The following is a 22,312-nucleotide window of genomic DNA, read 5'->3' as shown; positions in this document are numbered from 1 at the left end:
TCGATGGACCGCGCAACGCTCGCCGCTTACGACAAGGAAGCGGCGGCGTTTGCGCAGGACTGGCACGAACAACCGGCGCCGGTCGATCTGCAGGAGATCGTCACACGTTTCTTCGTCAAGGGCGGCACAACCGCCGATATCGGCTGCGGCAGCGGCCGCGAGGTGGCGTGGTTGAATGCCAACGGTTTTCCGGCCGAAGGTTTTGACGCCTCCGAGGGCCTGCTCACGGAGGCCCGCGCCCGCTATCCGGCGCTGCGCTTTGTGCGTGCCGAACTGCCTGACCTCCGCGGCATCGCCTCCGGCAGCTTCGACAATGTGCTCTGCGAGACCGTGATCATGCATCTCGATCACGCGCTGATCGTGCCGTCGGTGCGCCGCATGTTCGAACTCGTGAAGCCGGGCGGCGTGTTCTATCTGAGCTGGCGTGTCACCGCGGGTGACGATGCGCGTGATGCACACGGCCGGCTCTATGCAGCTTTCGATGCGGCCCTGGTGCGGACTGAACTGGCGGCGGCCGAATTGCTGCTCGATGAGGAAGTCGTCAGCGCGTCGTCCGGCAAAGTCATTCACCGGCTGGTCGCAAGCAAAGGCAGGTGATGATGGCGAGGCTCGCGACATGCGCCTGCGGACAGCTCCGCGTCACCTGTCAGAGCGAGCCTCTCAGGATATCGCTGTGCCATTGCCTGGAGTGCCAGAGGCGGACCGGCAGCACCTATGGCGTCGCGGCGTTCTTTCCGCGCGCCGATGTCGAGCCGCAGGGCGAGGCGCGCGAATACAGCCGCATCGGCGACAGCGGGTCTGCGGTGGTGTTCCATTTCTGTCCGAATTGCGGAACGTCGGTCTATTGGGAGCCGCGCCGCGCGCCGGATCTGATCGGCGTTGCGGTTGGTGCCTTCGCCGACCCCGACTTTCCCGCGCCGTCGCAATCCGTCTTCACCCAGCGTCGCCACCGCTGGGTCGCGGACAAATGAGGGGGCGCCGCCGAGCGGCGGGTCGCGCCGGAAATATTTGGACACAATTTGCAATTTGTTAACCATGCCCTGCGAAGGTCCTGCCGGGTCGACGATTTCTTAAGAAATCGCCCTTTGCGCCAATGCAGAGACCTCCCCGATGACCTCGATCGGCACCACGCCCAATCCCTACGCCCAATATGGTTCGGCCTACGCGCGGGCCGCGGCGACGCCCTCGCTGGCGGCGACCTTGTCGGGCGACGGCACGGCCGGCGATCTGTCGGCGTCGTCGACGTCAAATGCCGCAACCAACCTCACGCTGTCGGATGCCGCCCGCGCCCAGCTCGCCAAGGCGCCGCAGCCCGACTTCGCGACGGTGACGAGCGACGCGCGCGTCACGCTCGATCGGCTCTACACGGTGGCCGGCGTCAAGGCGCCGATCGTCGACGGCAAGACCACGATCGATCTCTCGACGCTGGATCGCCGTTCGCTGTTTGCGATCTCGACCAACAATGGCGGCAAGTTTACGCCGGACGAGCAGGCGGTTGCCGCCACCGAACTGAAGCAGCGCTTCGACACGGCGCTGGCGCCTTCGCTCGCGACCACGCGCCTGACCGGCGACTACAGCGTCAGCTACAAGGCGGCGCTCGACTATCTCGATGGCGCCAGCGACGAGGAGAAGGCAACTGCGACCTGGGCCAGCCAGCGCGCCGCGGTGCTGAAAGGCTATCAGGCGACGCAGCAGGATCCGAACACGGCGCCATCTGGAATTACCGGTGACCCGATCGCGGCCGCGCTGGCGGGGACCACATCTCCCGCGACGGGCAACACGCGCGACTTCAGCAGCGTGGCAAGCGACGTGCGCGCGTTCCTCGATCGGCAGAAGAGTCAGGCTGCGAGCAACGGCAAGGAACTGGTCTACGATGCCAGGCGCAAGACCGGACAGCTCGCCGACCTGTCCTCGCTAGACAACCGTTCGCTGTCGGCGATCTCGTTGAACCAGGACAAGAAGTTCTCCACCGACGAGATCTTCGCGGCCAAGCAGGAACTCAACACGCGGACCCGCCTTGCGGTGCTCGACGCGCTGAAGCAGAGCCAGTCCGCTGGCGATCCGCGCCAGTTCAGCCTCGGCATCCTCAAGCAATATTCCTCGATGAGCGCGGAGGAGCGGCAGGCGGCCAATTGGACGCAGGATTTCCAGGACGCCGCGATCAAGAGTCACAAGTCGACCTCGACGCTGCTCTCGATCCTGAAATCGTAGGCATCCATGAAAAACCCCACCCGGTGGGGAGGCCGGGCGAGGCTTTCAAGTCCGGTCGATCTGCACGCACATCCGCTTGCGCGGCGCCCGGACATCGCGTTCAGGCGGCTGGGGGCTTATTCGACCACCTGAACGATCCGTCGTGAACGCGGCTCGACCAGAACGGTCTCGCCATTCACGACGGTGTAGCGATAGGGCGTCGCCCCGAACCGTTGCGGCACGTCGTAATAGGTCACGCCGACGTCCGGCAGCACGGTGCCGACCACGACGCGATCTGGAACGGTGTAGTTCGGCACGCGCTCGCGCACGATGTATTCGCGGAATGCCGGACGCTGCTCGACCGCGATTGCTCCGTCATCCTCGACGGCGACTGCCGGACCACCGCGGACAATGCCGACGGTCTGGGCCTGTGCGGCAACAGCCGGCACCGTGATCGCGGCAGCAACCGCTGCAACGGCAAGTATTCTGTTTCGCATGGCTCGCTCCATTGTTTTCACGCAGCACGCCGGCCTTCGCCAGCGCACATGGCGAGCCAATGCATCGGGGTGTGGTGATGTTCCGGAAAAACCGCCGCCATACACGCGGCATTTTGGAGCAATTTTGGTGAGGTGCGGGAACCTGCGGGCGTGACGGGCGTCTTGATGTGGGAACCCGCGCAGCGGATAAACTGCCGCTCGATTCGCTCCTCCAAAAACCGCCGGAGAAACTTCAATGGTCATCACCGCTGGGCATTTGCCGCACATTGTCGCTCTGATTGCAGGCATCCTGATCCTGATCATGCCGCGGCTCCTCAACTACATCGTCGCGATCTACCTGATCTTCGTCGGTCTGGTGGGGATGGGCCTGTTGCGCTGGCTGCACCTGTAGCGGGAAAGCGGGGTTTCGCGGCTTGCGCGGAACCCCCCAAAATGGTGTAAGGCGCGCATCTTCGACCCCTCCTTCCGGATTGTTGTCTGACATGGCCAAAGCCGTCGCGAAGTCCAAGAAAACTGCAGCGAGAACTGCCGAGAAAACTGCAGCGAAATCAAAGCCCTCCGCAGCGGCCCGCAAGGCCGCGCCGGCGCGCAAGGCGCTGAAGAAGAGCGCCCCGAAGGCGGCGCCGAAACCCGCCGCCAAATCGACTGCGAAGCCGGCTGCAAAGCCCGCCAGCAAGGCGCCGGTGAAGGCGGCAACTTCGGCGAAAAAGGCAGCCCCGGCTGCGATCAAGGCCGGCAAGTGGGTCTATACGTTCGGTGACGGCAAGGCCGAGGGCCAGGCGACCTTGCGCGATCTGCTCGGCGGCAAGGGCGCCAACCTCGCGGAAATGGCCAATCTCGGCCTGCCGGTGCCTCCCGGCTTCACGATTCCGACCTCGGTCTGCACCTATTTCTACGAACACGACAAGACGTATCCGAAGGAATTGAAATCTCAGGTTGAGAAGGCGCTCGACTATGTCGGCAAGCTGACCGGCAAGACCTTCGGCGATGCCAGGAACCCGCTGCTGGTCTCGGTGCGCTCGGGTGCGCGCGCCTCGATGCCCGGCATGATGGATACCGTGCTCAATCTCGGCCTCAACGACCGCACGGTCGAAGCGCTCGCCGAGCTCTCCGGCGACCGCCGCTTCGCCTATGACAGCTATCGCCGCTTCATCACGATGTATTCCGACGTGGTGCTCGGCTTCGAGCATCATCACTTCGAGGACATCCTCGACACCTTCAAGGACGGCCAGGGCTATTCGCTCGACACCGACCTGACCGGCGACGACTGGGTCGAGCTGGTCGGCAAGTACAAGGAAGCGGTCGCCAAGGAGACCGGCCACGACTTCCCGCAGGATCCGCACGACCAGCTGTGGGGGGCGATCGGCGCGGTGTTCTCATCCTGGATGAACGCGCGCGCGGTGACCTACCGCAAGCTGCACGACATCCCGGAATCCTGGGGCACCGCCGTCAACGTGCAGGCGATGGTGTTCGGCAACATGGGCGAGACCTCGGCCACCGGCGTTGCCTTCACCCGCAACCCCTCGACCGGCGAGAGCAAGCTGTACGGCGAGTTCCTGATCAACGCGCAGGGCGAGGACGTCGTCGCCGGCATCCGCACGCCGCAGGACATCACCGAGGAAGCGCGCAAGGAATCCGGCTCCGACAAGCTGTCGATGGAAGCCGCGATGCCGCACGCCTTCAAGGAGCTGACGCGGATCTACACGCTGCTCGAGAAGCACTACCGCGACATGCAGGACATGGAGTTCACGGTCGAGCAGGGCAAGCTGTGGATGCTGCAGACCCGCGGCGGCAAGCGCACCGCGAAAGCGGCGCTGCGCATCGCGGTCGAACTCGCCAATGAAGGCCTGATCTCCAGGAAGGACGCGGTGACGCGGATCGATCCGGCCTCGCTCGATCAGCTGCTGCACCCGACCATCGATCCGGCCGCCAAGCGCGACGTGATCGCGACCGGCCTGCCGGCCTCGCCAGGTGCTGCCTCCGGCGAGATCGTGTTCTCGTCGGATGAAGCGGCCAAGCTGCAGGCCGACGGGCGCAAGGTGATTTTGGTCCGCATCGAGACCAGCCCGGAAGACATCCACGGCATGCACGCCGCGGAAGGCATTCTCACCACCCGCGGCGGCATGACCTCGCACGCGGCGGTGGTCGCCCGCGGCATGGGCAAGCCCTGCGTCTCCGGCTGCGGCACCATCCGCGTCGATTACGGCCGCGGCACCATGAGCATCGGTTCGCGCACCTTCAAGACCGGCGACGTCATCACCATCGACGGCTCTGTCGGCCAGGTGCTGGCCGGCCGGATGCCGATGATCGAGCCGGAACTGTCCGGCGAGTTCGGCACGCTGATGGGCTGGGCCGACGAGGTCCGCAAGCTCGGCGTCCGCGTCAACGGCGACACGCCCGATGACGCGCGCACCGCGGTGAAGTTCGGTGCCGAAGGCATCGGCCTCTGCCGCACCGAGCACATGTTCTTCGAGGAGACCCGCATCCGCACCGTGCGCGAGATGATCCTCTCCGAGGACGAGCAATCGCGCCGCGCCGCGCTGTCGAAGCTGTTGCCGATGCAGCGCGCCGACTTCGTCGAGCTGTTCGAGATCATGAAGGGCCTGCCCGTCACGATCCGTCTGCTTGATCCGCCGCTGCATGAGTTCCTGCCGCACACCCAGGCTGAGATCGAGGAAGTGGCGCGCGCCATGAACACCGATCCGCGCAAGCTCGCGGACCGCGCCCGCGAACTGTCCGAGTTCAACCCGATGCTCGGCTTCCGCGGCTGCCGTCTCGCGATCGCCTATCCGGAGATCGCCGAGATGCAGGCGCGCGCGATCTTCGAGGCGGCTGTCGAAGCCGGCAAGCGCACCGGCAAGCCGGTCGGCCTCGAGGTGATGGTGCCGCTGATCGCGACCAAGGCCGAGTTCGATCTGGTCAAGGCGCGGATCGATGCCATGGCCAAGGCGGTGATGAAGGAAACCGGCGCCAAGCTCAGCTACCAGGTCGGCACCATGATCGAGCTGCCGCGCGCCTGCCTGATGGCGGGCGAGGTGGCCGAGACCGCGGAGTTCTTCTCGTTCGGCACCAACGACCTGACGCAGACCACCTACGGCATCAGCCGCGACGACGCCGCGAGCTTCCTCGGCACCTATGTCGCCAAGGGCATTCTCGAGATCGATCCGTTCATCTCGGTCGATCGCGACGGCGTCGGCGAGCTGGTCAGGATCGGCGTCACGCGCGGCCGCAAGACGCGTCCGAATCTGAAGGTCGGCATCTGCGGCGAGCACGGCGGCGATCCGGCATCGGTTGCGTTCTGCCACGAGGTCGGGCTCGACTACGTGTCCTGCTCGCCCTATCGCGTGCCGATCGCGCGTCTCGCAGCAGCCCAGGCCGCGCTCGGCAAGGCCGCCGCCAGCCAGGCGTAACTAGCTGGCGCAAGCTACGTAGGTCACAAACGACGTCATGCCCGGGCTTGTCCCGGGCATACGTGTTTCTGGAGCGCTGCCAGCGGATATCGTCATTGCGAGCCACCCGGTCGGCGCGAAGCGCCGCCGGATGACAGGCTCCGCGAAGCAATCCATCGCGCCGCTTGCTGAGACATGGATTGCTTCGTCGCTGGCGCTCCTCGCAATGACGGTGGAGGCTGCGTGCAAGACTTTGTTCACCATCTTCGTTGACCGGATGTTCACGACCTTCTTGCGCCGCGCATTTACCAAGGCGCGCGATGCGCCGCGCGAAGACGCTGCGATCGCTTGAGTGTAGCGCGCGTGCAACGCCGATTAACTCCGCGGCAACCTAAACAAGTTAGCAACGGGAAAGGTCGAATTGCGCGGATGTACCGCGTTCGATTGCACTCAGTAAGCGTTGCGTGAGCGTACGATGTTTGTGTCGCGTAACCGGCCGAAGGGCGCACGTCTTGCGCTCTTCGGTCTCGGTCTTGGCATCTTCGCACTGATGCCGACCGAGATCGGATATCAGGATATTGCTTCGCTCCTGGCCCGGCAGCCCGGCGTCGCCGAGCGCTGGCAGAAGCGCGTCTTCGCCTCCGCGGTCGGCTCGATCCAGGTCGCCACCTACAGCTTCGGCCGTCCGATCGGAACATCCGCGCCGCAGGCCCCGCAAATCCTGCTCGCCAGGCTGGACAATTCGAGCGTCGACATCACCGGCACGGTGACGCGCAATCCGATCGCGGCGCCGCCGCCGCGTTACGCGGCATCCGATTTTCCCAAGGTCGATCGCACCCTGAAGGGCGATCGTCTCGTGGTCAGGCGGCCTGATCAGGTCGAGCCTGCAGAGCCCGCAAATACGGCGCCGGCGAACGAGGATCCCGCGACATCGAATTCGTCGATCAAAGGCATGAAGACCGCGACCGCACCGGCCGACAGCGCGCCGCTTGATCCGGAACTGCAGGAGGCGCTGCGCGCGCCGCCGCTGCCGCAATATGCCAAGCCGTCACCGCAACAATACGACGTGTCGCTGTCGCTCGAGGCCAGCCCGCTCGACGATCTGAAACCGGCTCCTGCGAAGCCTGCTGCTGCGCCCGCCGATGCAGCGCGCGAGCGCGATCCGTTTGCATTCAAGACCGCCAGCCTGTTCTTCGGCTCTTCGCTCGGCACGCCCGAGAATCTCGAGCGCTGGCAGCCCGGCGAGGCGCCGGTCGTCGTGCTGCCGGCCGTGCAGCCCGATCCCGACATGAAGGTGATGGCGTCGTTGCCGGTCGATGCCGACGGCCCGGTCAGGGCCGGCGAGATGGGCGAGAGCATCGCGCCGAAGGGCGAGGTCAACGCCGACGACCAGCACACCAAGACGCCGGCGGAGCGGCTCGGCCTGTTCGACGACAAGTCGCGCGCCAAGTCGGAGAAGTGCCTGGCGGAGGCGGTCTACTTCGAAGCCCGCGGCGAAGCGGTGCGCGGCCAGATCGCGGTCGCCCAAGTGGTCTTGAACCGTGCCTTCTCCGGCAAATATCCGGAGACGGTGTGCGGCGTGGTCTACCAGAACAAGAACCGGCACTACGCCTGTCAGTTCACCTTCGCCTGCGACAACACCGCCGACGTCGTCCGCGAGCCCGATATGTGGGACCGAGCGAAGAAGATCGCGAAAGCGATGCTCGACGGCAAATTGTGGCTGCCCGAAGTCGACCGCTCGACCCACTACCATGCCTATTGGGTGCGGCCGTCCTGGGTCAGCGAAATGAAGAAGATGTACAAGTTCGGCGTCCACACCTTCTATCGCCCGCGCGCTTGGGGCGACGGCAGCGACGCGCCGAGCTGGGGCAACCCGGCCGAGACCGCCAAGATCTCGGCGCAGCTCGCCGAGGCCGCCCAGAGTTCGGCCGAACAGGCCAGCGCCAAGCGATAGCGTTTTGCACGTCATTCCGGGATGGCCCGCAGGGCCAGACCCGGAATCCCGATGGTCTGGGCAATCAATCGACCTCGAGACTCCGGGTTCGATGCTCCGCATCGCCCCGGAATGACGGTCGCATAATCTGCAGAGCAGCCCTGCGGGCGAAGATTTTTCTCCCGGACCCTCTTGGGGTTTTCATGCAGATGCATTAACTCCCCGTAATGTTCGGCGGGGCGGTTCCCCCGCAGCAGTTGCGGGGGAAGACAACATGGCCGTTACCACCGGGGATCTTCGACCGGCGTCCGGCACCTGGCGCACGCCGCTCGTGATCATCGTCTGCGGCTGCGCGATCGCATTGTTGAGCTTCGGCCCGCGCTCCAGCCTCGGCTTCTTCGTGCAGCCGATGGGCCATGAATTCGCCTGGGGCCGCAACGTGTTCGGCCTCGCGCTGGCGCTGCAGAACCTGTTGTGGGGTCTGGGCCAGCCGATCGCCGGTGCGATTGCCGACCGCTTCGGCCTGCTGCGCGTGATGATCGTCGGCGCGCTGCTTTACGCTGCCGGCCTGCTGCTGATGCGCTACTCGACGACGCCGCTGTCGCTCGATATCGGCGCCGGCGTCCTGATCGGCTTCGGCCTGTCGGGCTCCTCGTTCAACCTCGTTCTGTCCGCGTTCAGCAAGCTGCTGCCGCCCGCGCAGCGCGGCATCGCGCTCGGCGCTGGCACCGCCGCGGGCTCGTTCGGCCAGTTCCTGTTCGCGCCGTTCGGCGTTGCGATGATCGACAATTTCGGCTGGCAGACCGCGCTCGTCGTGTTCGCCGCGCTGATGCTGCTGATCCTGCCGCTGTCGCTGGCGCTCTCGACGCCGCCGGCAGAGACGCATGATGCCGCGCCTGCCGATCAGCAATCGTTCAAGACCGCGCTGGCGGAAGCCTTCGGCCATCGCTCCTATGTGTTGCTGGTGCTCGGCTTCTTTACCTGCGGCTTCCAGCTCGCCTTCATCACCGTGCATCTGCCGGCCTATCTCGCCGACCGCGGCATTCCGGCCTCGACCGGCGGCTGGGTGATCGCGGCGATCGGCCTGTTCAACATCATGGGCTCGCTCAGCGTCGGCTGGCTGCAGAACGTGTTCCCGAAGCGCTACATCCTGTCGGTGATCTATTTCACCCGCGCGCTGTCGATCATCGCCTTCATCTCGTTCCCGATCACGACCTTCTCGGCGATTGCATTCGGCGCAATCTCTGGCCTGACCTGGCTCTCCACGGTGCCGCCGACCTCGGCGCTGGTTGCATTGATGTTCGGCACGCGCTGGTTTGCGACGCTGTACGGCTTCGCCTTCGTCAGCCATCAGGTCGGCGGCTTCCTCGGGGTCTGGCTCGGCGGCATCGTGTTCGAGCAGGTTGGTTCCTACACCCCGATCTGGTGGCTGTCGGTGGTGTTCGGCGTGCTGTCGGCGCTGATCAACCTGCCAATCGTCGAAAAGCCGGTCGTGCGCCCGGTTGCGCAGCCCGCCTGATGGGTTAAACACTTTTCCGAAACGGATTACGGGGAGTGCTCATCGTGGCAACGTTCAAGGCAATCAGGATCGACAAGGCGGACAAGGGTACCACCGCCGCACTGACCCAATTCGACGACGCGGAATTGATGGACGGCGATGTCACCGTCCGCGTCGAATGGTCGACGCTGAACTACAAGGACGGCCTCGCGCTGACCGGCAAGGCGCCGGTGGTGCGCCGCTTCCCGATGATCGCCGGCATCGATTTCGCCGGGACGGTCGAGCAATCCAGCCATCCCGACTGGAAGGCGGGCGACAAGGTCGTCTGCAACGGCTGGGGCATGGGCGAGACCCATCTCGGCGCCTATGCGGAAAAGGCCCGCGTCAAAGGCGACTGGCTGGTAAGGCTGCCGGACGGCATTTCCGCACGCGATGCGATGGCGGTCGGCACCGCCGGCTATACCGCGATGCTGTCGGTGCTGGCGCTCGAGAAGCACGGGCTCACGCCGAAGAGCGGCCCGGTCGTCGTGACGGGCGCTGCCGGCGGCGTCGGCTCGGTCGCGATCGCGGTGCTGTCGAAGCTCGGCTACCACGTCATCGCGTCGACCGGGCGGGTGTCGGAGACCGACTATCTCAAGGCGCTCGGCGCCAGCGAGGTGATCGACCGTGCCGGACTGTCGGGTGCGCCGAAGGCGCTTGCCAAAGAGCGCTGGGCCGGCGGCGTCGACAGCGTCGGCTCGACCACGCTCGCCAATCTGCTTTCGATGACCAGATACGGCGGCGCCATCGCGGCCTGCGGCCTGGCGGCTGGTATGGACCTGCCGTCGTCGGTCGCGCCCTTCATTTTGCGGGGCGTGTGCCTTCTCGGCATCGATTCTGTGATGTGCCCGATCGAACTCAGGCGGACCGCCTGGCGTCGTCTCGCCAGCGATCTGGACAAGGCAAAACTTGCTGATATCACTCATGAAATCGCGCTGGACGAGGTCATGGGCTACGGCGCGAAAATTCTCGGCGGCCAGGTCCGCGGGCGGATCGTGGTAAAAATAGTCTGAGGACGTTCAGACTTTACCAACCAAGCTGCTCCAATGTTGCCACGGTTGGTATGGTAAGCAGCGGGTAAAGAGACTTGCAGCATGATCCCGGGGGGCCGGGTTTCCTCGCGCAGACGTCGAGAAGCGTCGGTGGCGGGGATCATGCTCAACAAGGAGCGGGTGCCCGCGCTCGTAAGTGGAGTAGCTCATGCTTGCGCGTTTGGTGTTGGGGGCCGTCACGGCCGGGGCAATGGTCGTGCCGGCGTTCGCAGGCATGATGAACGCCGATGAGGCCCGCAAGTTCGTCGCGGGCAAGGTATTCGCCTTCACCTGTTTCGATGGCACGCGCGGCGCCGGCCGCATCCTCGACGACATGGGCGCGGCAGGCTCGGTCCAGTTCTCCGGCTCCGGTCCGATCCGTCACGTGCGCCTGCCCGGCAACACGTTGCAAATCCGCGGTCAGAGCGTTTGCGCCTCGCTGAAGGGCATTCCGTTCGAGCCGTGCTTCAACCTCGACAAGCAGGACGAGCGCTCGTTCCGCGGCTCGGTCTCGGGCATGGGCTTCGCCTATTGCGAATTCCGTCACCAGGGCGGCCAGCAGATGCTGATGGCGCGCGCGGTGGCGCGGCCACGCTCGCTGCACCCGCGCACCCGATCCGCGGATGCTTCGCAGACCGAAGTGTCGCGCGTTGAGACGCCGCAGGTCGGAAGCGCGAAGCTCGAGCCGGTCAAGGCCGAACCCGCCAAGGTCGAGAGCGCGCCGGAGTTGCGCCGCTCCACCGACTAACGCTCTGCTGACTAACGTTTCATCTGCGCGCTAACGGGAATAGCGCCGCCAAGCCGTAGTCATACGGATGGCGGTCGCCACGCGTTGTTATCTACTCAATACCTAGCGTTCGCCAGGCGGCGAGATGTTGGGGGCTCCGATTTTGAGTAGTCATATGGCGCAGTATTTTTTCCGGATCAGTGACGGCGATTACGCTGGCGCATCCGACCACGCGACGGAGTTTGAAAGCCGTGATGTGGCCTGGGCCGAGATGACCAAGGTCTGCGGCAATTTCCTCGGCAGCATTTCGCGCAATCTGAAGCAGAACAGCGAATGGCACATGGAGCTGCTCGACGAGGGCAGAAAGCCGGTGTTCAGGATTCGCCTGGTCGCCGAGTCCGTCGACTAATTCTCCTCGTGGCGTGGCGCATGCGCTCACCCTCCAGTCGGCGGCGAGTTCGTCGCCTTGCCTCGCCGTCACCCAGCTGTTCGTCTCGCCAGACACGCTGACCGGCGACTTCGGTGTTCACTTCCCAACGCTTGCGGCTACCTGGGCGCGTCGCTTTTTCCAACTCAATCGCACTGCGTTCGTTCTTCACGCATCCCATCGTCGGCGCCGGTAGTCTTACGGAGGCCGTGTTAACCAAACATCGAGCAGCGTGCCACATTATGTCGCACTCGCTCCCTCGCACGGGCGGTTGGAATCGCGTCGGAAATGCACCTGTCGTTCGGAGAGCTCCGTGACACGATTTATTCGGGACATGCGTATCGGGACAAAGCTTGCGATCACGTCGATAGCGGCCGTGCTGTTGGTCGGGTTGATGATCTTTCTGCAGATGACTGGTGCCGCTGATATTCGCAAGGTGACGTTATATGCCGCTGGGCAGCAAGCCATTGTCAGCGATTCAGCCGCCACCATGGCAGAGTTGCGCGGCATGCAGATGGCGGTCCGCGACATCCTGCTCGCAGGATCGGAAGCTGAGCTGCAAAAGGCCGATGAAGTTTTTCTGCGACGCAAGACCTCGGCGCTCAAATATGCCGAAGAGATGGCGCGATTGTCCAAATCGCCCGAGAACGGCCAACGGATCGCGCGGATTCCGGTCTTGATCGAGGCGTTCGACAAGGGCAAAGGGCAGCTCGAGGTCCTACGCAGGCGAACCATCGATCTGGAAGCGAAGCGGGTCGCGGGCGACGCCAATCCGGAAACGGCGGCGCAGCTCTCCAGGTTCGCGGATCAGATCGCGCAAATCCGCAAGGATGTGACCCTTCCTATCAATACCGAAACCGAGAGTAACGCCGAGAAGATTGCCGAGTTCGCCAGGCACCGCAGCGTAGATGCGCGGTCGGCCGCCGAGGCGGAGGAAGCTTCGGTCGAACGCACCTTGCTCTCGGTTGGCAGCGGTGTTGCGTTGCTGCTGATCGCGAGCTGGATTTTCTCGCTGTTCACGGTGGTCCGCCCGATACGCGCCCTGACGGTTGCGATGAAAGAGCTCGCCGGCGGCAATCTTGGCGTGGTCCTTCCGGGGCTCGGCCGAAAGGACGAAGTAGGCGGCGTGGCGGACGCGGTGGAGAGGTTCAAGCTTATGTCCGAGCAGAAGGCCCGCGACGAGACGGCGGCCAAGGTCAAGCAGGATGAACTCACGGCGGAACGGCGCAAGGCGGAGATGTTCAAGCTCGCCGACGCGTTCGAAGGCGCGGTCGGCGAGATCATCGAGACCGTCTCCTCGGCATCGACCGAACTCGAGGCTTCCGCGGGCACGCTGACGTCGACCGCCGAACGGGCGCAGGAACGCGCCACAGTGGTGGCCGCGGCCTCAGGGGAGGCCTCTGCGAACGTGCAGTCGGTGGCGTCGGCGACCGAGGAATTGTCGTCTTCGGTCAGCGAGATCAGTCGCCAAGTCCAGGAATCGGCGCGCATGGCCAGCGATGCTGTCGGTCAAGCGCACGTCACTACCGATCGCGTCAGCGAGTTGTCGAAAGCCGCGACCCGGATCGGTGATGTCGTCGAACTGATCAGCACCATTGCCGGCCAGACCAATCTCCTTGCGTTGAACGCGACTATCGAGGCCGCACGTGCAGGCGGGGCCGGCCGCGGCTTCGCCGTGGTTGCTTCCGAAGTGAAGGCGCTGGCCGAGCAGACGGCGAAGGCGACCGGTGAAATCGGACAACAGATCTCCAGCATCCAGGTGGCGACGCAGGAATCGGTCAAGGCCATCGAACAGATCAGTGGCACGATCGAGCGTCTGGCGGAAATCTCCTCGGCTATCGCTGCAGCTGTGGAAGAACAGGGCGCGGCAACGCAGGAGATATCGCGCAACGTGCAGCAGGCCGCGCACGGCACCGAGCAGGTTTCAGCCAACATCACCGACGTTCAGCGCGGCGCAACCGAGACGGGCTCCGCCTCCTCGCAGGTCCTGGGGGCCGCACGATCGCTGTCGGGCGATAGCCAGCGCCTCAAACTCGAGGTCGCGAACTTCCTCAGGACGATTCGCGCGGCGTGATGCCTTATCCCCCCGCTTGCGGAACAGGCGGGGGCGGCGCTGCGGCGACGGCCCGCCTGCGAAACAGGATCCGCTGGTACAGCCAGCCGATCGCGACCAGCACGATGCCAAGGCACATGAACGACAGCGCCCGGTAGACACCGGTCAGTGTGGACATGTCGACCAGGAACGCCTTCAGGATTGTCAGGCCGATCACGGCAGCGGACGCGAGCCGCGCCCGCTCCGAATTGACCACGATGCCGATGCCGAGCAGCGCGACGCCGAACATCAGCCAGGCGATCGAATAGGTATATTGCTCCGCGCCCGTGGTCTCGCCGCGCACCAGCACCGGTCCGTGATAGAGCCTGCGGATCTCAAGCGTCACATAAGCGAGCGCGAGGATCAGCGCGCCGGCTGCGATCGTATTGGCGTATACAGCGGGACGATGGCCCGCCACCGCGTAGGACAGCAGCAGCGCCAGCACGGCCGGCAGCGCATAGCCGAGCAGCAGCAGGTTGATGAAGCTGCCGCCGACGTCATGCGCCCACAGCATCGGATTCTCCAGAAACAGCAGCCCGAATACGCTGGCAAGCCCGGCGAAGGCAGTGAGCAGGACCGCGCCGACATTGTGGACGATGCTGCCGGTGCGCAGGCGCAATCGCTCCAGCCCGATCGCCATCGCGAGCGTCACGCCGACCTGCAGCGCGACCTCGGTCAGCCCGGCGCTATCGCGATAGACATCGCCGCCATTGACCGCGTGGCGGATCTCCATGAAGGCGAGCAGCACCGTGAACAGGATTGCGGCGGATTCGATGATCCGCAGCGGGACGTCGCCGGCATTGCGGCGCAGGAAATGGCTTGCGGCCCAGAACGACAGCGCCGGGACGCCATAGCCCCACAACAGCCAGTTGAAGATCGGCGTGGTGCCGACGGCATCGCCGGCGATCCGCGGCTCGTAGCCGATGCGCAGCACCACGATGCCGGCGAGGATCGCGGCGAGCCAGCGCAGGAACGGGATCGGCCGCTGCACCGAGAGCCATGCCGTGCCCATCGACACCAGCGCCAGCGCGATGGTGAGCCAGCCCTTGTCGAGCGCGAAGGTCAGCGCAAGCGCCAGCGAGGCGAGCGCGCCGGTCGCCGACAACGCAATCGAGGGCGACAGCTCCGGCCGCTCGCCGCGCCGTGTCAGCGCCTCGGTCGCGGCCGCGTAGGCCGCGGCCAGCAGCACGGCGAGGATCGCGAACGGGATCGAGCGGTCGAGATGCGCGATGCGCGCATAGAGCGCGACCAGGAGCGCGACCGGCGTGAATACCGCCGCCGCGGCCCAGGTCACAGTGACCTTCGTGGTGGCAAAGCGCAGTTGCGCGAGGAAGCCGGCGATGCCGAACGCGGCTGCGAACAGCGCCGCGGTGACGAGATGCAGCGACACCGAACCGTCGGTCGCGGAAGGGCCGATGCCGGGGATCGCGCCGCCCGGCAGCACCAGCATGTCGACGTTGCGGCGGATCGCCCATTCGCCGAATACGATGAACACGAAGAGTGACGCGGCGCCGATCGCACGGGTGGCAGCCGGTGCGCGCCAGGCGACGAGCAGGCTGCCGGCTGTGAGCAGCGCGAAGCCGATCATCGCGATGTCGGCGTGCGCGCTGTTGAGCACGATCAGCATCGCGCCGAACAGATAGGCCGCGAGCGATCCCGACGAGATCGGCTCGATTTCCTCGCCATCGCCGTCGGGGCCGAACATGAAGCCGCAGACCACGAGCAGCGCCGCCAGCGCGAAGCCCGCGATCACGTGGAAGACGTGCGGCGCGACCATCTCCGGCCCGCATTGCAGGCACGGGAAGGTCCACAGCAGCGCGAAGGCGATCGTCGTCACCGCAAGCCAGCGCCACAGCCGGATGCGGGCGAGGGCGAAGGATGCGGCGGTGACGATGGCGAGATAGATGTAGAGCGACCAGAAGTCGGGCTTGTCCGAGGAGACCAGGATCGGCGTGACGAAGGCGCCGACGATGCCAAGCCCTGCCAGCGCCGGCCCGTGCAGCAGCGCGGCCGCGAGCGTGCCGAGCGCGACCATGCCGAGCAGAATGAAGGCGGTTGCCGGTGCGAGGAAGTCGTACAGCGCGTAGGCGGCGTAGACGGTCGCGAACGCCACCGCGGTGCCGGCGGCGGTGAGGATCGCCGGAATATTGGCGATCGGCAGCGCCGCGATGTTGGAGATGCTTTCCTTGCGCCGGGTCCATTCACCGGCGCCGAGCAGCGCGAGCGCGAACAATCCGCCGAGCATTGTGCGCACGCCGGGGCCGAGCAGCCCGGCCTCGATCGAGTAACGCACCATGAAGAAGCCGCCGAGCGCCAGCGTCAGGCCGCCGATCCACACCACCCATTGCGTGCCGAGCGTTTCCTCGAAGCCGGGCGTTGGCTCCGGCGCGGGCGGGGGTTGCGGAAGGGGCGGTGGCGCGGCGCTCGCAGCATCCGCGGTCGGCTCTGTCTGCGCGTCCGGCCCGCTCGGTACAGCCTCGGGGAGCGGTGGCGGTGCGATCGGAGGTGCCGCCGGGAGTGTCTGCTCGAACTCCTGCAGCGGTGCCAAAGGCGGCGGCATGACCGTTCGCATGGCGGCCGCGCCGGCGGCCTCGATCGCGTCCAGCCGCCGCTGCAGCAGCGCGATCCGGCCCAGCGCCTGGCGCGCGAAAATAAGCGCGACGATGGCGAGGACGAGGGTGAGGAAATCGAACGGCGAATCGAACATCGGGCCTCCGGCAGGACGCGCCGGACCATCGGCCAGCCGGCCGCCCGTCGCAACCTAGTAGTGCAGTTGGGAGGACTGGAAGTTCAAGCGATCGGGCGTGCGAGCCGAGGTATTCCAGATCGATGTGGAAGGGGCGGCCTTCGACGCTCATGCTGCCCGGACCCATCGCATCGAGCGCGCGCAGCATCCGGCCCTCGCGTCCCAGCGCCTTGTCCGCGAGGCTGACGATCAGCCGGTTGGGCGCCGCGATCGGCGAGGCCTCGCGGATCAGCCGGGCGATGGACATTTCGTCGCGGTGCGGATTGAGCGCGCAGACGGTGGCAAATGCGCTCGCGGTCGAGCGGCTGATGCCGGCGTAGCAATGCACCACCATCGGTGCGCGGCGATCCCAGCCGCGTACGAAGGTCAGCACCTTCTCGATATGCGTCTCGTTGGGCGCCACGAACCCGTCCATCTGTTCGATGATGTCGTCCATCGACACTTTCAGATGGTTGGCCGGCAGCACCGAGGGCGGGCGCTGCACCTGGTCGACATTGGCCATCACGGTCAGCACATGGCTGGCGCCGGTGGCACGAACCGTGTCGGAGAGCGCGGCGAGCGAGCAGACGTGAAGCATGATGGTCCTTGGGTATCGGGTGCGTGCATCCGATTATAACGGCTGCTCCCGGGTGGGCAAAGGCGCGCTGCCATGCCTGCGCTTCGTTTTGCGCCGCAACCGACGGCGCGTTTCGTGGTGTCGCCCCTATGACGCGTGCAATGCCTTGAAGCGCTCGAGGAACTGCTTTTCGGCCCTCGCTGCGGTCCACGGCGTCAGATAGTCGCGCTCGGTCGCCTCCGGCAATTCCGGATCGCGGCCAAATAGCCGCTTGGCCTCGGCCTGCGAAAATCCCGCCAGATGCGTCGCCTCGAGATAGGCGGCGCCGCGATCGGCGGACTTGATCTGCTGGGTGATCTCATCCGCGAGCACGGGCGGCAGGCCGAAGCGGATGTGGATCGCCGACAGCAGCCGCTTCTCCACCGCCTTGTATTCGCCGGCGAGCACCGCCTTGAACGGCGAGATCATGTCGCCGATGACATATTCCGGTGCGTCATGCAGCAGCGCGGCAAGCCGCACGCGGACGTCGACGCGCGGCGTCTGCTGGCGCATCACGGCTTCGACGAGCAGCGTATGCTGGGCCACCGAGAAGATGTGCGCGCCGCTGGTCTGTCCGTTCCAGCGCGCGACCCGCGCCAATCCATGCGCGATGTCGACGATCTCGATATCGAGCGGCGACGGGTCGAGCAGATCGAGCCGGCGCCCGGACAACATCCGCTGCCAGGCGCGGGCGGTCTCCGTCGAGTTACGCGCAGTCATTTCGTCTTGGGCCGCGGTGTGCGGAGTTTCCCGCTGCAGGCCTCATGGCAGAAGCAGGTGACGAGGTGATCGTTGACCATGCCGGTCGCCTGCATGAAGGCGTAGACGATGGTCGGGCCGACGAACTTGAAGCCGCGTCCGCCGAGCTCCTTGGAGACCTTGATCGACACCGGCGTCGAGGCCGGCACGCTTGCCGTGGTCTTGAACTGATTGACCTTCGGCTTGCCGTCGACGAAGTCCCAGAGGAATTTCGAGAAGCCGGGGCCTTTCTCCATGATCTCGAGATACGACTTGGCGCTCGCCACCGTGCCTTCGATCTTGGCGCGGTTGCGGACGATGCCGGCGTCGTTCATCAGCGCGTGCACCTTCTTGGCGTTGTAGCGCGCGATCTTCTCGGGCTGGAAATCGTCGAAGGCTTTGCGGAAATTCTCGCGCTTGCGCAGGATCGTGATCCAGGAGAGGCCGGCCTGGAAGCCGTCGAGGATCAGCTTTTCGTAGAGCGCGCGGTCGTCATATTCGGGCACGCCCCATTCATTGTCGTGATAGGCGACGTAGAACGCGTCCTCGCCCGGCCAGGGGCAGCGCGTCTTGCCGTCGGGATGCAGTTGCGCGGTACGGCTCATGCGACGGTCTGCTTGGGTGTGATGCGGACAGCGTCGGGCTCGGCGAGATGAAGCGCGAGCCCGCCCGCGGTCAGCGGCAGGCCGGCGTCGAGCGCATCGGCGACGCGGTCGATGCGGACCAGAGCCAAGCCGTTTTCGCCTGCGGTGGAGCCCATGGTGCCGACCTGCTTGTCGCCGGCGAGGATTGTCGCGCCGGTCTCGGGGGAGGGGCCGTCGAGAATGATCTTCACCGTGCGGGTGCGCGCCGTGCCGCGGTGCTGCATGCGCGACACCACCTCCTGGCCGACATAGCAGCCCTTGTCGAAATCGACGCCGTTGAGGCGGTCCATGTTGGTCTCGTGCGGGAACGCGTCGCCATACATGAAGTCGAGCCCGCCGCGCGGGACGCCGGTCGCGATCCGATGCGCCTCATAGGCGCCATCGTCGACGAGCTCGGCGCCGATCAGATCAGCGAGCTTCTGCGTCAGATCTTGCGGGATCAGGATGCGCCAGCCGAGCGCCGGGTTGCGCGGATCGGCGAAAGCGAGATCGGGGATCGCCGCCGGCTCTCCGTCCCAGGCTGCCAGCACGCCGAGGCTGTCCGTGAGGTTCTCGACCACGACCTTGGCGCGCAGCTTGTAGAAGCCGAGCTTGTCGGCGAGCCCCTTGGCGAGCGCGCGCGGCGCGTCGATCAGGAAGCCGCCGCCATGGCCAGTGGGTATCTCTGTGATCAGGAAATCGACGATGATCTTGCCCTGCGGCGTCAGCAGCGCGCCAAACCGCGCCTGTCCCGGGCGCAGCTGCTCGACATCCGTCGTGATGAGGCCGTTGAGGAAGTTGCGGGCGTCCTCGCCAGAGACTTTGACCACGCCCCGATCTGGAAGAAACGCTGCTTTCATTCGCAAAATTGGCTCTTTTCCAAGTTCCTTGGGAAACGCGCAGGCCGCGGATATCCCCTGCCAAGCTAAGGCGCTAGAGTGCGCCGAACAAGGCCCGCGCGACAGCCGAAAGCGGGCGCCGAGGACCGATGAATCAGCATTTTGACACCATTCTAAAATCCGGCACCGTGGTCAATCAGGACGGCGAGGGCGTGCGCGATATCGGTATCGTGGGCGGCCGTATCGCCGCGATCGGTTCGCTCGGCCAGGTCGCGGCCGGCGAGGTGATCGACTGCAAGGGCCTGCACATCCTGCCCGGCGTGATGGACACCCAGGTGCATTTCCGCGAGCCCGGGCTGACGCAGAAGGAAGATCTCGAGACCGGCTCGCGCAGCGCCGTGATGGGCGGGGTCACCGCTGTCTTCGAGATGCCGAACACCAACCCACTGACTGTCACGGAAGCGGCGTTCACCGACAAGATCAAGCGCGGCCACCACCGCATGCATTGCGATTTCGCCTTCTTCATCGGCGGCACCCGCGAGAACGTGCAGGATTTGCAGGAGCTTGAGCGGGCGCCGGGCTGCGCCGGCGTCAAGGTGTTCATCGGCTCCTCGACCGGCGCGCTCTTGGTCGAGGACGACGAGAGCCTGCGGCGGATATTTCGGGTGATCCGGCGCCGCGCCGCGTTCCATGCCGAGGACGAATACCGCCTCAACGAGCGCAAGCCGCTGCGGATCGAGGGCGATCCGCGCTCGCATCCGGTGTGGCGCGACGAGACCGCGGCGCTGATGGCAACCGAGCGCCTGGTCAATCTCGCGCGCGAGACCGGCAAGCGCATCCATGTGCTGCACATCTCGACCAAGGAAGAGATCCTGTATCTGCGCGACCACAAGGATGTCGCGTCCTGCGAGGCGACGCCGCATCACCTCACGATGGCCGCGCCCGAATGCTATGAGCGGCTCGGCACGCTGGCGCAGATGAACCCGCCGGTGCGCTCGGCCGATCACCGCGCCGGCATCTGGTATGGCATCGAGCAGGGCATCATCGACGTGCTCGGCTCCGACCACGCGCCGCATACGCTGGAGGAGAAGGCTAAAACCTATCCGGCCTCGCCGTCGGGGATGACCGGCGTGCAGACGCTGGTGCCGCTGATGCTCGATCACGTCAATGCCGGACGGCTGTCGCTGGCTCGGTTCGTCGATCTCACCAGCGCGGGGCCGGCGCGGCTGTTCAACATCGCCTGCAAGGGCCGCATCGCGGCGGGCTATGACGCCGACTTTACCGTGGTCGACCTCAAGCGCAGCGAGACCATCACCAACAAATGGGTAGCCTCGCGCGCGGGCTGGACGCCCTATGACGGCGTGAGGGTGCAGGGCTGGCCGGTCGGCACCTTCGTGCGCGGCAGGCGGGTGATGTGGCAGGGCGAACTGACGACGCCGTCGCTCGGCGAGCCGGTCCGGTTCCTCGAGACGCTGAAGCCGTAACGGCTGGGGCGATTACTGCCGGGCGAGCGCCAGCGAGAACTCGCCGTTGCGCACGCGCGCGGCGAGGCCCTCGGCGAACTTCGCCACCGCATCCTCGCCATAGGTGCCGACCAGCTCGGCGAGCGCCGCAAACAGGCTCGCCTGCGCGAGGCAGTCGCCATCGACGCCGTCGTGACGCGCTTCCGCCCAGGCCTCGTTCAGGTAGCCCAGCGCGGCTTGCTTCTGCTCGTGATCGGGACGCGGGTCTTGGTGATGGGGAAAGGACGCTGGATGGCGCATGGAACTCATCAAAATGAATGCGCGCGGTCCGGACGCGAACCACTGCGACGCGCGAGATGTATCACGCATGCGGGTACCGCCTAGCCCACATCTTTCGAAAAGGTTAACGCGCGCTACGGCATTTAAAGGGGAATTCCGGCTATCGCGGCCGCCGTCAGCCAAATGAGCTGTGGATATGGTCCAGCACCGCGCGCGGCGAGGCGCACAGCTGGCTGGCGCCGGCCTCGAGCAGCTCCTCGGGCGTGCCGTAGCCATAGGTGACGCCGACCGCGCGGATGCCGTTCCTGATAGCCCCGATCACGTCGTGGCTGCGGTCGCCGATCATCACGGCTTCGGCCGGATCGGCTCCGGTCTGCTCCAGCGCATAGGCGAGCAGGTCGACCTTGTTGACCCGCGTTCCGTCGAGCTCGGAACCGAACACATGGTCGAAATACCCGTTCAGGCCGAAATGCGCGACGATCCGGCTCGCGAACACATGCGGCTTCGAGGTCGCAACGTACATGCGGCCCGGCCGCTCGCGCAGCGCCGCCAGCACCGCGGCAATATCAGGGTAGACGCTGTTCTCGAACAGCCCGACATTGCCGAATCGCTCGCGGTACAACTCCACCGCGCGGTCGGCGAACTCCTCGCCGCCGAGCAGCAGCGCAAAGCTCGCCCGCAACGGCGGCCCGATGCACCAGGTCAACTCGTCCTGCGAGGGAACCGGCCGGCCGAGCTTTCCCAGCGCATACTGGATCGAGCCGGTGATGCCGGGCTTCGGGTCGGTCAGGGTGCCGTCGAGGTCGAAGAAGATCGCGCGGTCAGTTGGCATAGCGGGCCGTCAGGTCGCGCGAGATTTTCGAGCCTTCCTCGATGTAGCGGCGGATCGCCACGGTCGCTGCGGGGGTGCAGGAGCGGTAGGTCTGCTGGAAGCCGTTATAGCCGCGGTTGAAGCCCGCGATCATGCGGGCGCGGCGGTCGCCAGAGGGGGTTTCGGCGTCGATCAGCGCCTGCATCTCGTTGCGCCATTTGGCGCCCTCGTTGGAGCCGCAGATGCCGCGCAGATAGTGCAGGGCGCCGAGGATCTCGGCCAGCCGCTGCAGGTCGCCGTCGAACGGCGCAGCCGCGTCCTGCGCCCGGGCGGGCGAGGCAAGGCATGCCGACATCAGGATCACAACGGCGAGAAAGGCTCTGATCATCAGGGGT

At 65.7% G+C, this 22,312-nt stretch carries 21 protein-coding genes and 1 pseudogene; 13 read left to right on the top strand and 9 right to left on the bottom strand.

Translation table 11 applies throughout. The features are described 5' to 3' along the window. Window positions 1-3 precede the first annotated feature (3 nt). The 3 genes from G6P99_RS35015 to G6P99_RS35005 all read left to right on the top strand — a co-directional run bounded on the left by G6P99_RS35015 (window position 4) and on the right by G6P99_RS35005 (window position 2,211). Window positions 4-597, top strand: coding sequence for a class I SAM-dependent methyltransferase (locus G6P99_RS35015; RefSeq protein WP_029079011.1), 594 nt, complete (start codon window positions 4-6; stop codon window positions 595-597). Between the two features lie 2 nt (window positions 598-599). Next, window positions 600-971 carry a GFA family protein gene (locus G6P99_RS35010; protein WP_198031129.1) on the top strand — a complete coding sequence of 124 codons (372 nt, stop codon included), beginning with the start codon at window positions 600-602 and terminating at the stop codon, window positions 969-971. A gap of 139 nt (window positions 972-1,110) precedes the next feature. Continuing rightward, window positions 1,111-2,211, top strand: coding sequence for a hypothetical protein (locus G6P99_RS35005; RefSeq protein ID WP_029079009.1), 1,101 nt, complete (start codon window positions 1,111-1,113; stop codon window positions 2,209-2,211). Between the two features lie 116 nt (window positions 2,212-2,327). Here the strand turns inward: G6P99_RS35005 and G6P99_RS35000 are convergent, their stop codons facing one another. Beyond that, window positions 2,328-2,687: a DUF1236 domain-containing protein gene (locus G6P99_RS35000; protein WP_029079008.1), complete on the bottom strand. Its 360-nt coding sequence runs from the start codon at window positions 2,685-2,687 to the stop codon at window positions 2,328-2,330. 235 nt (window positions 2,688-2,922) lie between these two features. Here G6P99_RS35000 and G6P99_RS34995 point away from each other — a divergent pair, with 235 nt between their 5' ends. From G6P99_RS34995 to G6P99_RS34955, 9 genes are all read left to right on the top strand, one after another. Beyond that, window positions 2,923-3,078, top strand: a complete 156-nt coding sequence (locus tag G6P99_RS34995) for a DUF3096 domain-containing protein (RefSeq protein WP_084518327.1) — start codon at window positions 2,923-2,925, stop codon at window positions 3,076-3,078. Window positions 3,079-3,169: 91 nt separating this feature from the next. Then, window positions 3,170-6,097 carry a pyruvate, phosphate dikinase gene (gene ppdK, locus G6P99_RS34990; protein ID WP_029079007.1) on the top strand — a complete coding sequence of 976 codons (2,928 nt, stop codon included), beginning with the start codon at window positions 3,170-3,172 and terminating at the stop codon, window positions 6,095-6,097. Between the two features lie 37 nt (window positions 6,098-6,134). Continuing rightward, complete coding sequence (locus G6P99_RS34985; RefSeq protein ID WP_156928416.1) at window positions 6,135-6,428, top strand: hypothetical protein; 294 nt, start codon at window positions 6,135-6,137, stop codon at window positions 6,426-6,428. A 123-nt stretch (window positions 6,429-6,551) separates the two neighbouring features. Further along, window positions 6,552-8,030, top strand: coding sequence for a cell wall hydrolase (locus G6P99_RS34980; RefSeq protein WP_029079005.1), 1,479 nt, complete (start codon window positions 6,552-6,554; stop codon window positions 8,028-8,030). Window positions 8,031-8,283: 253 nt separating this feature from the next. Then, a complete protein-coding gene (locus tag G6P99_RS34975; protein ID WP_029079004.1) occupies window positions 8,284-9,528 on the top strand; it encodes an MFS transporter in 1,245 nt (414 codons plus the stop codon). A gap of 44 nt (window positions 9,529-9,572) precedes the next feature. Next, window positions 9,573-10,559: an MDR family oxidoreductase gene (locus tag G6P99_RS34970; RefSeq protein ID WP_029079003.1), complete on the top strand. Its 987-nt coding sequence runs from the start codon at window positions 9,573-9,575 to the stop codon at window positions 10,557-10,559. A 187-nt stretch (window positions 10,560-10,746) separates the two neighbouring features. Beyond that, window positions 10,747-11,325, top strand: coding sequence for a hypothetical protein (locus G6P99_RS34965; RefSeq protein WP_029079002.1), 579 nt, complete (start codon window positions 10,747-10,749; stop codon window positions 11,323-11,325). A gap of 154 nt (window positions 11,326-11,479) precedes the next feature. Then, a complete protein-coding gene (locus tag G6P99_RS34960) occupies window positions 11,480-11,713 on the top strand; it encodes a DUF6894 family protein (RefSeq protein WP_016844381.1) in 234 nt (77 codons plus the stop codon). A gap of 352 nt (window positions 11,714-12,065) precedes the next feature. Continuing rightward, entirely contained in the window at window positions 12,066-13,805 is a 1,740-nt protein-coding gene (locus tag G6P99_RS34955) for a methyl-accepting chemotaxis protein (RefSeq protein ID WP_165129079.1), read from the top strand. 4 nt (window positions 13,806-13,809) lie between these two features. Here the strand turns inward: G6P99_RS34955 and G6P99_RS34950 are convergent, their stop codons facing one another. The 5 genes and pseudogenes from G6P99_RS34950 to G6P99_RS34930 all read right to left on the bottom strand — a co-directional run bounded on the left by G6P99_RS34950 (window position 13,810) and on the right by G6P99_RS34930 (window position 19,385). After that, window positions 13,810-16,530 carry a DUF2339 domain-containing protein gene (locus G6P99_RS34950; RefSeq protein ID WP_029079001.1) on the bottom strand — a complete coding sequence of 907 codons (2,721 nt, stop codon included), beginning with the start codon at window positions 16,528-16,530 and terminating at the stop codon, window positions 13,810-13,812. Between the two features lie 112 nt (window positions 16,531-16,642). After that, a pseudogene (locus G6P99_RS34945) lies at window positions 16,643-17,146 on the bottom strand (tyrosine phosphatase family protein); the annotation flags it as partial. Window positions 17,147-17,272: 126 nt separating this feature from the next. Beyond that, a complete protein-coding gene (locus tag G6P99_RS34940) occupies window positions 17,273-17,884 on the bottom strand; it encodes a YfbR-like 5'-deoxynucleotidase (protein ID WP_029078999.1) in 612 nt (203 codons plus the stop codon). Beyond that, the gene (locus G6P99_RS34935) at window positions 17,881-18,507 is read right to left on the bottom strand and encodes a DNA-3-methyladenine glycosylase I (RefSeq protein WP_029078998.1); all 627 of its coding nucleotides are present in this window, start codon (window positions 18,505-18,507) and stop codon (window positions 17,881-17,883) included. The genes G6P99_RS34940 and G6P99_RS34935 overlap by 4 nt, the downstream gene beginning before the upstream one ends. Next, window positions 18,504-19,385: a YgfZ/GcvT domain-containing protein gene (locus G6P99_RS34930; RefSeq protein ID WP_165125230.1), complete on the bottom strand. Its 882-nt coding sequence runs from the start codon at window positions 19,383-19,385 to the stop codon at window positions 18,504-18,506. The genes G6P99_RS34935 and G6P99_RS34930 overlap by 4 nt, the downstream gene beginning before the upstream one ends. 128 nt (window positions 19,386-19,513) lie before the next feature. Between G6P99_RS34930 and G6P99_RS34925 the strand changes: the two genes are divergently transcribed. Further along, window positions 19,514-20,848 (top strand): dihydroorotase, encoded by a 1,335-nt coding sequence (locus G6P99_RS34925; protein WP_029078996.1) that lies wholly within the window; start codon window positions 19,514-19,516, stop codon window positions 20,846-20,848. Window positions 20,849-20,860: 12 nt separating this feature from the next. Here the strand turns inward: G6P99_RS34925 and G6P99_RS34920 are convergent, their stop codons facing one another. The 3 genes from G6P99_RS34920 to G6P99_RS34910 all read right to left on the bottom strand — a co-directional run bounded on the left by G6P99_RS34920 (window position 20,861) and on the right by G6P99_RS34910 (window position 22,305). Beyond that, window positions 20,861-21,127 carry a hypothetical protein gene (locus G6P99_RS34920; RefSeq protein ID WP_028332620.1) on the bottom strand — a complete coding sequence of 89 codons (267 nt, stop codon included), beginning with the start codon at window positions 21,125-21,127 and terminating at the stop codon, window positions 20,861-20,863. Between the two features lie 154 nt (window positions 21,128-21,281). Further along, window positions 21,282-21,938, bottom strand: a complete 657-nt coding sequence (locus G6P99_RS34915) for an HAD family hydrolase (protein WP_165125227.1) — start codon at window positions 21,936-21,938, stop codon at window positions 21,282-21,284. Next, a complete protein-coding gene (locus tag G6P99_RS34910) occupies window positions 21,928-22,305 on the bottom strand; it encodes a TIGR02301 family protein (protein WP_029078994.1) in 378 nt (125 codons plus the stop codon). The genes G6P99_RS34915 and G6P99_RS34910 overlap by 11 nt, the downstream gene beginning before the upstream one ends. Window positions 22,306-22,312: the final 7 nt, after the last annotated feature.

The organism is Bradyrhizobium sp. 6(2017), assembly GCF_011058295.2.
Taxonomy (GTDB): Bacteria; Pseudomonadota; Alphaproteobacteria; order Rhizobiales; family Xanthobacteraceae; genus Bradyrhizobium; species Bradyrhizobium septentrionale.
Note: the sequence above shows the minus strand (reverse complement) of the source record. Positions and strands in the feature narration are given on the sequence as shown.

Coding starts and splice junctions, on each gene's coding strand:
- G6P99_RS35015 (WP_029079011.1), top strand. CDS start 4: ATGGACCGCGCAACGCTCGCCGCTTACGACAAGGAAGCGGCGGCGTTT.
- G6P99_RS35010 (WP_198031129.1), top strand. CDS start 600: ATGGCGAGGCTCGCGACATGCGCCTGCGGACAGCTCCGCGTCACCTGT.
- G6P99_RS35005 (WP_029079009.1), top strand. CDS start 1,111: ATGACCTCGATCGGCACCACGCCCAATCCCTACGCCCAATATGGTTCG.
- G6P99_RS35000 (WP_029079008.1), bottom strand. CDS start 2,687: ATGCGAAACAGAATACTTGCCGTTGCAGCGGTTGCTGCCGCGATCACG.
- G6P99_RS34995 (WP_084518327.1), top strand. CDS start 2,923: ATGGTCATCACCGCTGGGCATTTGCCGCACATTGTCGCTCTGATTGCA.
- ppdK (WP_029079007.1), top strand. CDS start 3,170: ATGGCCAAAGCCGTCGCGAAGTCCAAGAAAACTGCAGCGAGAACTGCC.
- G6P99_RS34985 (WP_156928416.1), top strand. CDS start 6,135: ATGCCCGGGCTTGTCCCGGGCATACGTGTTTCTGGAGCGCTGCCAGCG.
- G6P99_RS34980 (WP_029079005.1), top strand. CDS start 6,552: ATGTTTGTGTCGCGTAACCGGCCGAAGGGCGCACGTCTTGCGCTCTTC.
- G6P99_RS34975 (WP_029079004.1), top strand. CDS start 8,284: ATGGCCGTTACCACCGGGGATCTTCGACCGGCGTCCGGCACCTGGCGC.
- G6P99_RS34965 (WP_029079002.1), top strand. CDS start 10,747: ATGCTTGCGCGTTTGGTGTTGGGGGCCGTCACGGCCGGGGCAATGGTC.
- G6P99_RS34960 (WP_016844381.1), top strand. CDS start 11,480: ATGGCGCAGTATTTTTTCCGGATCAGTGACGGCGATTACGCTGGCGCA.
- G6P99_RS34955 (WP_165129079.1), top strand. CDS start 12,066: ATGCGTATCGGGACAAAGCTTGCGATCACGTCGATAGCGGCCGTGCTG.
- G6P99_RS34950 (WP_029079001.1), bottom strand. CDS start 16,530: ATGTTCGATTCGCCGTTCGATTTCCTCACCCTCGTCCTCGCCATCGTC.
- G6P99_RS34940 (WP_029078999.1), bottom strand. CDS start 17,884: ATGACTGCGCGTAACTCGACGGAGACCGCCCGCGCCTGGCAGCGGATG.
- G6P99_RS34935 (WP_029078998.1), bottom strand. CDS start 18,507: ATGAGCCGTACCGCGCAACTGCATCCCGACGGCAAGACGCGCTGCCCC.
- G6P99_RS34930 (WP_165125230.1), bottom strand. CDS start 19,385: ATGAAAGCAGCGTTTCTTCCAGATCGGGGCGTGGTCAAAGTCTCTGGC.
- G6P99_RS34925 (WP_029078996.1), top strand. CDS start 19,514: ATGAATCAGCATTTTGACACCATTCTAAAATCCGGCACCGTGGTCAAT.
- G6P99_RS34920 (WP_028332620.1), bottom strand. CDS start 21,127: ATGCGCCATCCAGCGTCCTTTCCCCATCACCAAGACCCGCGTCCCGAT.
- G6P99_RS34915 (WP_165125227.1), bottom strand. CDS start 21,938: ATGCCAACTGACCGCGCGATCTTCTTCGACCTCGACGGCACCCTGACC.
- G6P99_RS34910 (WP_029078994.1), bottom strand. CDS start 22,305: ATGATCAGAGCCTTTCTCGCCGTTGTGATCCTGATGTCGGCATGCCTT.